This is a genomic window from Micromonospora cynarisoli (assembly GCF_030518815.1).
Classification (GTDB): Bacteria; Actinomycetota; Actinomycetes; order Mycobacteriales; family Micromonosporaceae; genus Micromonospora; species Micromonospora wenchangensis.
This window is the reverse complement of record NZ_CP130426.1, coordinates 4,451,070-4,464,320: the sequence shown is the minus strand read 5'-3', so window position 1 is coordinate 4,464,320 and position 13,251 is coordinate 4,451,070. Positions and strand designations below refer to the sequence as shown.

General features: G+C 68.5%; 8 protein-coding genes and 2 pseudogenes. 6 read left to right on the top strand and 4 right to left on the bottom strand.

The window, feature by feature from the left end; all coding sequences use genetic code 11:
- Positions 1-11: 11 nt before the first annotated feature.
- From Q2K16_RS19100 to Q2K16_RS19090, 3 genes and pseudogenes are all read right to left on the bottom strand, one after another.
- Positions 12-302 carry a transposase gene (locus Q2K16_RS19100; RefSeq protein ID WP_302738967.1) on the bottom strand — a complete coding sequence of 97 codons (291 nt, stop codon included), beginning with the start codon at positions 300-302 and terminating at the stop codon, positions 12-14.
- Positions 281-655: a SitI3 family protein gene (locus tag Q2K16_RS19095; protein WP_302738966.1), complete on the bottom strand. Its 375-nt coding sequence runs from the start codon at positions 653-655 to the stop codon at positions 281-283. The genes Q2K16_RS19100 and Q2K16_RS19095 overlap by 22 nt, the downstream gene beginning before the upstream one ends.
- 14 nt (positions 656-669) lie before the next feature.
- A pseudogene (locus tag Q2K16_RS19090) lies at positions 670-867 on the bottom strand (CdiA C-terminal domain-containing protein); the annotation flags it as partial.
- 57 nt (positions 868-924) lie between these two features.
- Between Q2K16_RS19090 and Q2K16_RS19085 the strand changes: the two are divergent.
- The 3 genes and pseudogenes from Q2K16_RS19085 (at position 925) to Q2K16_RS19075 (ending at position 3,731) form a co-directional block, all read left to right on the top strand.
- Positions 925-2,229, top strand: a pseudogene (locus Q2K16_RS19085) (IS256 family transposase).
- A 143-nt stretch (positions 2,230-2,372) separates the two neighbouring features.
- On the top strand, positions 2,373-2,792 hold the full coding sequence (locus Q2K16_RS19080) for a barstar family protein (protein WP_302738965.1): 420 nt from the start codon (positions 2,373-2,375) through the stop codon (positions 2,790-2,792).
- A gap of 318 nt (positions 2,793-3,110) precedes the next feature.
- Positions 3,111-3,731 carry a restriction endonuclease gene (locus tag Q2K16_RS19075; RefSeq protein WP_302738964.1) on the top strand — a complete coding sequence of 207 codons (621 nt, stop codon included), beginning with the start codon at positions 3,111-3,113 and terminating at the stop codon, positions 3,729-3,731.
- Here Q2K16_RS19075 and Q2K16_RS19070 read toward each other — a convergent pair.
- A complete protein-coding gene (locus tag Q2K16_RS19070; RefSeq protein WP_302738962.1) occupies positions 3,669-8,393 on the bottom strand; it encodes a CHAT domain-containing tetratricopeptide repeat protein in 4,725 nt (1,574 codons plus the stop codon). The genes Q2K16_RS19075 and Q2K16_RS19070 overlap by 63 nt on opposite strands.
- 1,566 nt (positions 8,394-9,959) lie before the next feature.
- On the opposite strand from Q2K16_RS19070, the gene Q2K16_RS19065 reads away from it, so the two are divergent.
- From Q2K16_RS19065 to Q2K16_RS19055, 3 genes are all read left to right on the top strand, one after another.
- Complete coding sequence (locus tag Q2K16_RS19065) at positions 9,960-10,583, top strand: DUF4304 domain-containing protein (RefSeq protein WP_302738961.1); 624 nt, start codon at positions 9,960-9,962, stop codon at positions 10,581-10,583.
- Positions 10,584-11,266: 683 nt separating this feature from the next.
- Positions 11,267-11,653: a hypothetical protein gene (locus Q2K16_RS19060; RefSeq protein ID WP_302738960.1), complete on the top strand. Its 387-nt coding sequence runs from the start codon at positions 11,267-11,269 to the stop codon at positions 11,651-11,653.
- A gap of 101 nt (positions 11,654-11,754) precedes the next feature.
- Positions 11,755-13,251, top strand: a complete 1,497-nt coding sequence (locus tag Q2K16_RS19055; RefSeq protein ID WP_302738959.1) for an acyl-CoA carboxylase subunit beta — start codon at positions 11,755-11,757, stop codon at positions 13,249-13,251.

The window sequence follows — 13,251 nt, the reverse complement described above, 5'->3', positions numbered from 1 at the left end:
ATCTTGAATGGTCAGGTTGTGTCGGGTTCGAGTGTCAGGCCGGTGTGACCGAGGAACCCGTCGAGTAGGTCGGTGCGGTACTGGATGCTCTTGAGTCGGTGTTTGATGATCGCTTGGAGGTGGTCGACGCCTGTGACGGCGAGGTTGCCGATGCTGCGTTTGAGGTGGGACCACACTGCCTCGGTGGGGTTGAGGTCTGGGGCGTAGGCCGGTAGCCGGATGACGGTCAGCCAGTCCCGGGCGTCGATCATCTGCCGCATGGCGGTGGAGACGTGGGTGTTCAGGTTGTCCCACACCAGCACGATCGGGCCGTCGAGTTGTTGGTGGGCGGCATCCAGAGCACCCGGGCCACGGTGGCGAGCATGTTCGGAATCCCCTTGTCGCCCATGTCGTCTGCGCGCATGCGGAACCCGACGTTGACATAGGTGCCTGGTTCCCACTCCCAGCGGGAGCCGTCGTCGGCCTCGGCATCGTAGTAGCCGTGGCTGCCCCCGGTGATACTGACCGCGTACCCGCACTGCTCGTAGAGGTCGGCACTGAACAGTTGTGAGTAACCAGGAGGCACCGGCTTCTCGGTAGCCTCAGGAGCGGCGATCTCGGCCACCTGGTCCAGTGGGATGTCGCCGGCCAGCGTCAGTCGGAACTCGATTGCCACTTCCCCTGCCTCCTTCAGTCCCGGCGGACGATCTGCACAATTCCACGGTTCGGCGTCACCGCCACCAGTTCCTTCAGCCCCGGTATGGGCCAGTCGTCGAACTGCTTGCGCAGGGCCACGAGGTCTCCGCGCCAGTCCTCAAGGTTCAGCGCCACCCGCTGCGTCTGCTGCTCACCGATCTTCTGGGAGACCTCGCTCCAGATGCGCCGCACCGGTGGACGGGGACTGTAAAACGAACGGTGTAACTCCTGATCAAGGAGCAGCACCTGATGATGGATGTCGTGATCACCGAGGTCGATACTGGCCAGGTGGGGAAGCGTGGGCCGGCGGGGCCGGTGGGAGACGGGGTCGACGATCAGTTCGTCGCTCAGGTGGTGGAGCAGGCCCGGGCGGCGGGTCTGCAGCTCACCGGCGAGGGCGGGCTGCTGCAGCAGCTGACCAAGCGGGTCCTGGAGGCCGCTCTGGACGGTGAGATCACTGACCACCTGGGCTACGAGAAGGGCGACCCGGCCGGGAACAACGGTCAGAATTCCCGCAACGGGGTGCGGGGCAAGACGGTGCTGACCGAGGTCGGCCCGGTGTAGATCGCGGTGCCCCGTGACCGCGACGGCAGCTTCGAGCCGCCGATCGTGCGCAAGCGTCAACGCCGGCTCTCTGGGGTCGAGGACATGGTGATCTCGTTGTCGGCCAAGGGATTGACCACCGGGGAGATTCAGGCCCACCTGTCCGAGGTGTATGGCGCGGACGTGTCCCGGCAGACGATCTCCACGATCACCGACAGGGTCGTCGACGGGATGACCGAGTGGCAGAACCGGCCCCTGGACTCGGTCTACCCGGTGATCTTCCTCGACGCGGTGCACGTGAAGATCCGCGACGGGAAGGTCGCGAACAGGCCGATCTATGTGGCCCTGGCCGTCACGGTCGACGGCAACCGGGACATCCTCGGGCTGTGGGCCGGTGACGGCGGTGAGGGCGCGAAGTTCTGGCTCGGCGTGCTGACCGAGCTGAAGAACCGGGGTGTCGCGGACGCGTGCATGGTGGTCTGCGACGGACTCAAGGGCTTGCCGGACGCGATCGGGCAGACCTGGCCCGAAGCGGTCGTGCAGACCTGCGTCATCCACCTGCTGCGGGCGTCGTTCCGCTACGCCGGCCGGCAGCACTGGGACGCCATCGCCAAGGCGTTGAAGCCTGTCTACACGGCGTCGACCGAGGCCGCCGCCCGAGAACGCTTCGCCGAGTTCACGCAGGCGTGGGGCACGAAGTATCCGGCCATCATCCGACTGTGGGAACAGGCGTGGGCCGAGTTCGTCCCGTTCCTGGCCTTCGACGCCGAGATCCGCACCGTCATCTGCTCCACCAACGCCATCGAGTCCGTCAACGCCCGGATCCGCCGAGCCGTCCGAGCCCGCGGCCACTTCCCGAACGAGGGCGCCGCACTCAAGTGCGTCTACCTCGCGGTGATGAGCCTGGACCCGACTGGGCAGGGCCGCCGACGATGGACCATGCGCTGGAAACCCGCCCTGAACGCCTTCGAGATGGCCTTCGAAGGACGCCTGACCGCAAACCGCAAGTAACCCTCAACAACCCGAGTTACACCGTTCGTTTGACAGACCCCCACCGGACCGCTGAGGGTTGTCGTGAACAAGGACACCAGAGAGATGTACTACACGTGGACACATTACGGGGACAGTGGATCCCCACCGTTCGTACAGATTAGGTGAAGAGTGTGGAATTTAATCCAGGCGTGCTGGTCGTGGCGGCTCCGCAAATTGAGGCCGCAGCGGCGGCCGCTAGCCTTCAGGGCATCCCAGTATTTACCCTGGTGACCGGTGTTGGTGGCGACCACGGTGCATTCTTCGATGCCGTCCGTACGACACTTCCGCTTGATCCGCCCTTGATTGGCAAGTGCAGTTGGGATGCATTGTCAGATTCGCTTTTCGGTGGACTATACGCACTTGGTGCCAAACGGGTCCTGCTGATATGGATGGATGCGCCGGAGATGGCTGCTGTAGATCAAAGTGGTATCAATATTGCGTTGGAGGTGCTGGCTGATGTAGTTGCCATGCTGGCTGATCCGCGGTATGCGCAGGATCGGCTGTGCTCGGTAACTGTACTGCTCTCCGGATCAGAAGGTTAGGGGTCCGAGTCCCTTCGGGCGCACAAGATCATAAGGGGTTCGACCCGCCGATACGGCGGTCAGGCCCTTGTTGCTGTCCGCCCTGTGTGGACGGTGGGTTCCACGTGGGTGCGATGTGGGTGCCACACCCGAAGGTGATTTCTTCTCGCGCTTTGCGGTCGTGGCCTGCGGCTTCGACGCCCGTCCCTGAAGCGTTGGGGATCGGAGCACGTGTTTTCGGTCGGCGGGTGGGTCGGTTCTTCCGAGCCTTTTTCCTGATCTTTTTCCGGGTGCGGCGGGCTGCGGCCAGGTCGTAACCACGCGCGGTAACATGGCGGGGTGGTACAGGACGAGCGGGTGGTGGGGCGGTATCCGTATCCGGGAATCACGCCGCGTGAGTTCGAGGAGTTCGTCGCCGGGGAACTGTTGGGGGCCGCAATGTCCCAGGTTGACGGGCTGGTGGTGAGTACGCACGAGAAGGTCGCCGGGGTGGACGGGATCTACGAGTTCGACGCGACCGCGCGGTACCGGTTCGCCGGCATGGAGTTCGTGGTGGTGGTCGAGGCGAAGTTGCACCGGAACCCGATCAAGCGGGAGTTGGTGCAGGTGTTGCGGCAGAAGGTGCTGAGCGTGGGTGCGCACAAGGGGGTGTTGGTGGCAACCTCGGCGTTCCAGGCGGGGGCTGTCGAGTTCGCCAGGACTCACGGAATCGCGCTCGTCACCGTTGCCGAGGGGCGGTTCGTCTTCACCACTCGGGACACGGGCAAGGCCGCCCGGCCCGCCCTCGTGGCCTGCTACCACGGTGGAGTGGGTGCTCGGGGGATGGTGTTGGCCGCCGACGATGAGGACCACCCGGAGTGTGTCGCGGAGTTCCTGTTGGGCGCCCCAGGGTCTGACTCACGGGCCGACGTGGACGTGGGACGCCCACACCAGCGGGTCGTCGGGGTGGCGGTCGCGTAGGGTGCGGGTAGCGGTGTGCACGGCTGTCGCGATGTCTCCGCCCGCTGCGATCGCCGGGTAGACCAGTTCCGCGAAGTCCACGGCGGGCTGGTCGCCGATCGGCCACAGGGTGCCGATCACGTGCCGGTACCCCGCCAGCTGGAACGCCGATGCCAGGTGGATCACCTCGTCCGCGAGCCGCCCGCCGGGGCGGGCTGTCGAGCACGCGGACAGGAACGCCAGATCGGCGTCTAGGCGCAGGTGTGCAAGGTCCAGCGCGGTGAGTGGGTTGTTGTGGTGGTCGGCCAGCAGAAACAGGCTCTCCGAGGGGTTGGTCAGATCGCTGTTGCCGTGGCAGGCGAAGTGCGCAATCTGCGCCTTTGGCAGGGCCGCGAGGACAGTGTCGCGGGTCGCCGCGGTCCCGCTGACCACGTCAACCGCGCCGGGCAGGTGGGTGCGCACCACCGCCGCCTCCCGCTCTGCGCCGGGCAGCGGCACGTCGTGGCCTGGCGTGCGCGACATCGCCACGACTAGTGCGCGGTCGGCGCGTGGCCTGGCGGGGTCGGCCCCACGCCGTGAGTGCGCCAGCGCCCGGAGGGTCGGCGTGGTCGAGCACACCACCCGGTCCACCACGGTGAGTGACCCCGTGCCGTGGTAACCCGCTGCGTGCAGCGGCAGCAGCGAGAGCATGCCGGACGGGCACCACCACAACCGTTCGGCGGCATCCAGGTGGTCGAGGACCGGGCTGGCTACCGCGTCCCAGATCCACTCCAGCGTGCGTATCACCCGGTCGCGCCCGGCGGCCCTGGTCCGGGCCTTCCCGGACCGGGTGTCCTCGACCGCTTGGAGAAAGTCCAGCACCTCCTCCATGACGACCCGGGGCGTGAGCGCGGGCAGCGGAACGGGCGTCACCTCGGCTGCAGCGGACAGGATCAGCGCGTACGACCCGAGGTCGGACACCACGACGACCACGGCGTGCCCCTCGGCAGGCGCGAGGTCGCGCACGGTCGGCGGGCGCAGAAACGCGTCGAAACCGGGCAGCGTCCGGATACTCGCGAGCAGCCGGTCGTACCGCGCGGCCAGCCCGCGCCGCGTCTCGACGTCCGTGTCGGGGTCCTCGAACACCGCGCACAGCTCGGTGAACATCGTCGCGAACGCGGGTTGGCGCTCGGCGAGCGCGGTGAGGTCCGTCCGGCTGTCCAACGCGTGCCCGAGCAGCAGCCCGCGCCCTTGCTCGAACAGCTCAACCGCCCGCGTCGGCAACCCCGCGCGCACACAGCACGCGGCGGCGTCCGCACCGAGCCCCGCCATGCCGTCGATCAACGCCTCGCGGTCGCGCCAGGTAAGGGATCGGGACACGGTCCGCCCCACCAGGTCGACCGCCGTTCCGTACGCCTCGGCGGCCTCCGCCCACCGCCCGTCGGACGCCGCCAACCCGGCCCACTCCGCGGCCGCCGCGGCGCGGACGCGCGGTACACCCACATCGGTCGACGCCGCCTCCCGGACCGCCGCGAGCACGGCCTCCAGGTCCGTACCGGTCACGGCGTTGCGTCGGCGCAACACCCGGCCGAGGGAGAGCAGGTGGAGCGGCCGGTCGGGGTGGTCGACGGGGAGTTCTGCCAAGGACTTGCGGGTGCCGTCGACCGCCTCGTCGAGGGTTTCCTGTCGTCCGGTCCGGTCGTGCAGGTCCAGCAACGCCTGCGTGAGGTTCAGCAACGCGGGCGCGCGTCGCGGATCGCCGGGAGCCAGCGCCTTCACGGCAGCCCGGCACGCCTCCAGCGCTTCGTCGAGATCGGCGGGGGCATCGCCGACGCTGAACCGGGTTAGGAGGATCGCCCCGAGGTTCGACAGACGCAGCGCGCGACTGGTGTGGTCCGGCGAGGTCGCCTTGACGGCCTGCCGACCGGTGTCGATCGCCTCGTCCAGGTCGGCGCGGTTCTGCCGGCAGTCGAACCGGGTGTAGAGCGCGGACGAGAGGTTGGCCAGCACCATCCCGCGTTCGTAGCTCACGGCGGACATGGCCGACACGGACCGGCGCAGCGCGTCGATCGCCTCGTCCAGGTCGACCTGACCGCTCGTGCGGCGGAACCGGGCCAACAGCGCGCCGCCGAGGTTGCCCAGGTAGACGCCAAGGAGCGGGGTGCCCTTGAGCGCGGTCCCGACGGCGGCCCGCCCGGCCTCGACCGCCTCGTCGACGTGCTCGATGCGGTCGGTACGCTCGAACAGCAGGCGGAGGGACATGCAGAGGTTCGACAGGTCGGTGGGCGAGGGCTCGGTGTCCGACGCCAGCGCGTCGCGGGTGTACCGGATGGACTCGTCCAAGTCTTCGGGCGTGCCACCGTTCTGGTACCGCTGGGAGAGGGCGATCGCCAGCGTGGACCTGCGCCCGGCGAGTTCCGGGTCACCGGGTGGCGTCGCCTCGATCGCGGCCCGCCCCGCTGCAATGGACGCGGTCAGATCCTCAGACCGTCCGAGATGGACGAACCGGTCCCGGAGGAGGTCGCACAGGCCCTCCAGGTGCTCGGCCGGTGAGTCGCCCGCGTCGAGGGCGTCCTGCCGCACTCGCACGGCCCGGTCGAGGTCCGTCAGGTCACCGGTGCGGATGAATCGGTTCCACAGCAAGTCGGACAGTTCACCCGGATCGGACGCCGCATCGATCCGGGCGCTCAACCCGGCCTCGTGATCGAGGAAGTTCGCCAGGGTGCGTCGCGTGGTGTCGAGGTTGGTTTTCAACGCCTCGATGTCGGGATGGTCTGGCCACCCGTCGACCGCCGCCTGGCAGGCCGCGACGGCGTTCTCCAGGTCCTGCCCACTGCCCAGCCGCTCAGCGCGGGTCAGCAGGGTGATTCCCAGGTTGGACAGGCACGTCGCCTGGATCGGAGCGTCCGGCGGGGCATCCTCGACGGCGGCCTGGCACTCCTCGACCGCCTCGTCCAGGTCGTCCGGGTCGCCGTCGCGATCGAACTTCGTCATCAGTGCGGTACCGAGGTTCGTGCGCAGGTGCGGGAGTTCGGCGTGCCCGTTCTCGGCGTGGTCGATCGCCCGGCGGAACAGGCGGACAGCCCGGTCCAGGGCGCCCGGATCGGTGTCGGCGTCGCGGTACTGGACGCGGCCGAGCTTGCCGAGCGTCGCGGCGCTGTCCGGTGCGGCGGGCGGGTACTTGTCGAACTGCTCGGCGATCAACGTCGGGACGTGTGCCCGACCCCCCATCCGGTACAACGGCGCGAGCAGGTCGAGCGCGACCATCATCAGTTCCGTGGCGCCCTCGGGCGTGCCATGCGCCTCGACCCTCGACAACAGCAGCAAACCGGCCGTCTGCGTGACCTCCACGTCGTCGAGCGGGTCCGGCACCGCGCACAGCAGGTCGACCAGCTCGTCGAGCGCTTCGGGGACGAGCACCTCGTCGGCATCGCGGGTACCACCGAACGCGGTCAGACGCTCGCGCAGGGCGGTGATCAGGTTTGATCGCTCGGTCGCGGAGAACCCGGACCCCATCAGACCGTCGCGGGCCGTCACGAACTCCCGCGCGAGTTCGAGCGCCACAGCGTGCGCGACCTCACCGATGCCGCCCGTGAGTCGCACGAGTTCGGCGCGGTCTATGCCGCGCACCCTCGGTGCGGCCCAGCTCACGGTCCGCTCCAGAATCCACAGCTCCATCACGCGGTCGTCCTCGACCACCGCGGCGACCGCTTCCTCGCGGTCGCCGAGGACCTGCTCGACGATGCCCGGTGTGGTCAGCGCCATCGCCCGGATCAGGGCGGTTCGGGCTTCGGCCAGCAGGGCATGCTCGCGGGTCACCTCGAACGCGCGGCACAGCACGAACCCCAGGTGCGTCATGCGCCGGGCCAGGTCGAGGTCGTCATCGGCGTCGACCCCGACCGCCTCCCAAGCAGTGTCGAGGGCCTCACGCAGCACGTGCGGGTCCTTGTTATGCCCCGTCAGCTGGTGCAGCGCAACAGACAGCGAATACAGGAGATCGCCGCGCAACGGCTCGTCGTCGGCCAATGCGGCAAGGACCATCCGGCAGGTCGCGATCCCCTCGCGAAGAATGCCCTCGTCCCCGGTCCGGTCGGCCAGGTCCACGAGCGCGTCGGCGAGCACCGCGACCTCGCCGAGCCCGGCCTCCGTGACGGCCTCGTCCGCCATCACCTCGACGGCGTCCTGCACGAGGGAGGGGTCTTCGGTCCACCGGTAGAGCACGCGCAGGGTGTTCGCGGCGTTCATGAGCCGGGAGTGCAGGGAAGCGTGGGTGTCCGGCGTCGCGCCCAGGACCCGCGCGTGCGCTGCCAACGACTCGTCCAGCAGCGCGGCTTCCTTGGTGCGCAGGAACAGTTCCCTGAGGAAGACGGCCTGGTTGGCGACAGTCGGGAGCAGATCGGGGTCGGCTGCGATCGCGGCCCGGCCGACGTCGACCGACTCGCGCAACGCCTCGCCGTCGTTCAGGTACTCGTACCGGGCTTCCAGAGACGCAGCCAGGTTCGTCAACGCGAGCCCACGCTCCTCGTCGTTCTCGGCGGCGTCGACGGCGGCTCGCGCGGTCGCGATCGAATCGTTGATCACCGCCTCGTCCCCGGTGCGCGTGAACTCGACCCGGAGCGTGCCGCTGAGGTTCGCGAGGCGGGCCGCCCCGCCCTCGGTAGGAGATGCCACGCCGGTGCCCGACTCGGCGAGGGTCCGCGCCACGTCGGCCGCCTCGCGCGCCGCCTCCAGGTCGCCGGTCGCGCTGGCGAGTTCGACAAGGGCCGCGTGCAGACTCCGCAGGCACCGGGCGCTCCTCGCCCGGTCGGCGACACCGACGGCCGCGCGGTAGACCCGGACGGCCGCCTCCAGCGCCTCCACGTCGCCGTGCTCCTCGTACCACTCGTACAGCGCACCGCCCTGCTCGGTGTAGGCGTCCGGGTCGTGGCTGTACCCGAACACAGAGTCGTCCGACTCGGTGATCTCCGGCGTGTGGTCGAACAACTGGCGCACCTGGTCCGGCAACGAGTCGGGTGCGACCCGGTGCACCTCGCCCAAGAACAGCAGGGCGTCCTCCAGGTCCTCCGCTGCCTGCCGCGCGCGGAACCGGAGCAAGTGGAGCCGCCCGATCACCGTCAGCGCGACTACGTCGACAGGCAGGTCGGGCGTCGACGCAGGTCCGGACACCCGCAGCTGGAGCAGGTTCGCCTCCTCCAGCGCGTCCTCGCTCAGGACTGCGGCGTAGTCACCCGTCCGGCGCGCCTCCTCGAACCTCGCCAGGATCGCCTCGACCAACTGTTCCCGCACCCGGACCTCCCGTTCACCACCGCTTCCGCGGCACCTTACCGAGGGTCGGTGCCCCGTTGTCGAAACGGTAGATTCCTGTAGGGTGCCAGAACCAGATTCCGGTCGCTGGCCTGCGATTTTGTGGATCCGTTAAGCGGCCCGGTGGTACTCGTTCAACCCCAGACGAACAAGCGGCAGCGCACATGCGGTGTTGTGTCAACGCCAGACAATCGGCCGATCCTGGTTCGGGGCTTGTAGTGAACGCGGCCGGCACGGCACGGCTGCAGTCCTTGATGACTTCCTACTTCATCCGTGGCGCCACATTCGGCGCAGTTGTGACCGGGGGCAGGCTTGTTCCCGCATCCGGCACGCGGCTGCCGACGCAGCGGCGAACTCGATCACCGCAGCCTCCTTCACTGCGGCTTCGATCGCCGACACAACAACATTGTCGCTCAAGACCTCACCCCAGTGGCCGAAGGTTCTTGCGGGCGCTGGCTCTGATCCCTCTAAGGGTGTAACGGGGCGGCCCTCGCCAGTGCGCAGCCTCAGGCAGGCCCGTGGACATGGTCGCTCGTGTGGCGGGTGCGACTGTTCGAGAGATGCCGGATGAGAGTCGGTCGGTGGTGGGCACTCTTGCTGGGTCCAGTTCCGCGCGTTGTTGTCCTGACCTGCAGCTTCGACACCGTGCCCGGGTGCTGGGGCTCGGAGTACCTGCCTTCGGCCGGTGGGTGGGTCGGTTCTTTCGGCCTTGTTCTTGAGCTTCTTCCGGGGGTACGGCGGGCTGCGACCAGGACGAGGTGGGCGGTGGCTTCGCCGCAGTGTCGCTGGACCTCGGGCAGGACGCTGGTGGGTGGCATCCTCGGGGTGACCCGGCGCATGACTTTCCCGTGCCGGGTGGGCCCGGAAGACATGTGGCCATGCTCCTTGACCCAACGAGACTGAGCCCGTGTCTGCCTCTCCCCAGAGGCGGAGTTTGCTGTTGGACGAGAGAGAGGGGTGATCCCGGTGTCTGCGCAAGCGCTGTTCGGCAGGCTCGTCAAGGAGGTCGCCGATCAACTCGCAGGGTACGGTTTCGAGCGCGACAAGATGTTCTTCCGTCGGTCTTCTCCCGAGGGTGATGTGTTGATCATCGAGTTCCAGACGTCCGACTGCTCGAGCAGGGCCGAGAAGGTGTTCTACGTCAACGTGGCGTTGGTGCTGGCACCCAAGTGGGAGCGGGATCGGCTGCTCTACAGACTCCCCGAGTCGGCGAGGCCTCGGGGAATGGACGGTCTTTGGCGGCACCGGATCGGTTTCTCCGGCTTTTCCGGCGGTGATCAGTGGCGGGTTACGGATGAGGCGAGCGCGGCTGAGGTGTCGGCCCTGATCCGGAGGCGGCTGGACGAGACCCTGCCGGTGCTGCTGCCGGCGCTCGACCGGGAGGTCCTGCTGGAGGATCCTCCCGACTTCCTCTCGTACGCTGGATGGATGGCACGTGGGTGGGTGCTGGCGGAGCGGGGGCCGTCGGAAGAACTGGAGAAGTTGCTCTTCTCAAAGCCCACGACCGGTGAGTTCAGTTCAGTGGCGAGGAAGGCAATCTGGGAGTGGGCGACAAGTCGCCGCAGCCGGGATTGGGAGAGGCAATGGTGACCGACCCGTTCGTACCGCGCGTCTGGAAGGTGTCACCGTTCGGGCGGACCGGGTGTTCCGGCATCGTTGTGATGAAGCGCTGCGTGCCGGTGGTGTGTTGCTTGCGGCTACGACGAGTACCGGCGACTCAAGCAGCGTCATGACGAGGAGAAGGCCGAGGCTGGGCCACGTGCCCGATGGGGTGAGGTCGCCCATGTGCAGGTGCCAGGGTCCGGTGGGAGTTCGACCGCGCAGACCACGGGGCACGTGCTGACGCCCGGGCGGCGTCGCCTGGTGTAGGAGATGCCCCGGTCGGTGTTGGTCCGGTGTTGGCCCTGCACTGGACCGAGATGCTCCGGCTCCTGTCTGTCTCCCACAACATGTTCGGGCCTCGGCAGATCTACGAGATCGTCCGTCGGGAGTCGACTGTCATCCGCCGGTACCGGCAAGACGCCACCGCAGACGTCAAGCCTCGCCTTGTGGCGGTGGAGGCCAGGTGTGCGGAGTTCGGTTCATGGGCCGCTGACAACCTCGGGAACGTCACGGCCGCGCGACGCACTGGCTCGATCGAGCTTTGGGACTGGCGCACAGGGCCCACGGACAAGCGGATGGCCGCTTACGTGTTGATGAGGCAGGCGTAGCAGGCTGCGGATCGTCTCGACGGAGATCAAGCCGCAGCGCTCGCCGCCACCGCCGAGTCCCTCGTGCCGCTCACCGAGCGCGACCGGGCTCTGTGTCTGATCCGCCAAGCCCAGGGACACGCACTTCAAGGCGGTCAGACCTGCTCACTGGCGGCGATCAACACCGCACACCGGCTCGTCGACCGTGCGGCAGACGTCGGCGAGGACGACCCGGACACCATCGGCCGCCACTGCACCCCCGCCCACCTTCGAGCCTACGAGGATTACTGTCTGCTCCGCCTCGGCCTGGTCGGTCCGGCGACGCGGACGCTGAGGAACATTTTGGAGGGGGCCCGCCGAGACGGTGACCTCGCCGAAGTCGGCGGTGTCGACGTGCGTGGGACTGTCTCGCAGCGCGTCGGGCAGCTCAATCAGCAAACTCAGGCTCTGCTGCAGTCAGCGCGGGTGTGATCGATGACGGCCTCGATCCGTGGGGAACAGCGACCCGGCGGTGAGCGCGCCTACGGGTCTCCGTATTCCGCGACGGCGGGCAGGCGGCGGACCCTGGGTGCATGGTGATGTCGGACGGGGCCACGGGCAACGGTACGGACCCGTGCCCTCCCGGCCCGGCGGAACCGGTCGACGCCTGGTTCCTGGGCACCGCAGCCGCCCGGATCGAGGCTCTGGTCGACTCCGGCTCGTTCAGCGAGTTGCGTCCTCGGGCAGCGCACCGGGCCGTCGACTTCGGCATGCAGGATCGCGATCTGCCCGGCGACGGGGTGATCACCGGAACCGCGCGGGTCGACGGTCGGCTGGTCTGCGTCTTCGCCCAGGACCGCAGCGTACTCGGTGGCTCGGTCGGTGAGGTACACGCCGCCAAGATCACCAGCCTGATGGAGTTGGCTTCCCGAGCGCGCTGCCCCGTTGTCGCGCTGCTCGACTCGGCTGGCGCCCGCCTTCAGGAGGGGATCGCGGCGGTCGACGGGTACGGCCAGATCATGCGGCACAACGCCCGGATGTCAGGGCGGGTACCGCAGATCAGCGTGATCTTCGGTGCCTGTGCGGGCGGCGCCTCCTACTCGTCGGGGTTGATGGACCTCGTGGTGATGGAGTCGACGGCGGCCATGTTCCTGACCGGGCCCAGGGCGGTCCGGGCCGTGACCGCCGAGGACGTCTCCGTCGCCGATCTCGGTGGTGCCACGGTCCACGGGCGAGTGTCCGGGGTGGCACACCTGGTCGTGACCACCGAGCGGGGAGCCCTTTCCACGGCCCGAGCTCTGCTCTCCTACCTGCCATCGTCGTGCTGGCACAGTCCACCTGTCGCGCCCCCCGCCGTTCCGCGGCACACGCCGACGGTGCCGGCGAACCACCGGGAGCCCTACGACGTGCGCGGCGTGGTGGAGGGCGTCGTGGACGCGACGAGCTTTCTCGAACTGCAGACCCGGTTCGCCCGCAACGTGGTCGTCGGTCTTGCCCGGTTGGAGGGTCGTCCGATCGGCGTGGTGGCGAGTCAGCCGATGGCACTGGCCGGGGCGCTGACCATCGACGCGGCCGAGAAGGCCGCCCGGTTCGTTCGCTTCTGCGACGCCTTCGGCATCCCGCTGCTGACCTTGGTGGACACGCCGGGCTTCGTGCCCGGCACGCAGCAGGAACACGCCGGGATCATCCGCCGGGGCGCGAAGCTGCCGTACGCCTACGCGGAGGCCACCGTGCCGAGGGTGACCGTGATCCTGCGCAAGGCTTTCGGCGGCGGCTACCTGGCGATGGGCTGCCGGGCGCTCGGTGCCGACATGATTTTCGCCCTGCCGGGCGCCACCATCGCCGCGCTCGGTGCGGAGGGTGCGGTGGACGTGGTCTGCCGACGGGAGGTCGCCGCCGACCCAACGCGCCGGCCGGCCCTGCTCGACCGCTACCGCCGCGAGGTGATGCCGCTGCGGGTGGCCGAGGAGCGGATGTTGGTCGACGCGGTGGTCGATCCGTCGGACCTGCGCGCCGTGGTCGCTGCGGCGTTCGAGGTCCTCGGCGAGGCGGTCCAGCCCGGATTCCGGCACGACAACATGCCGCAGTAG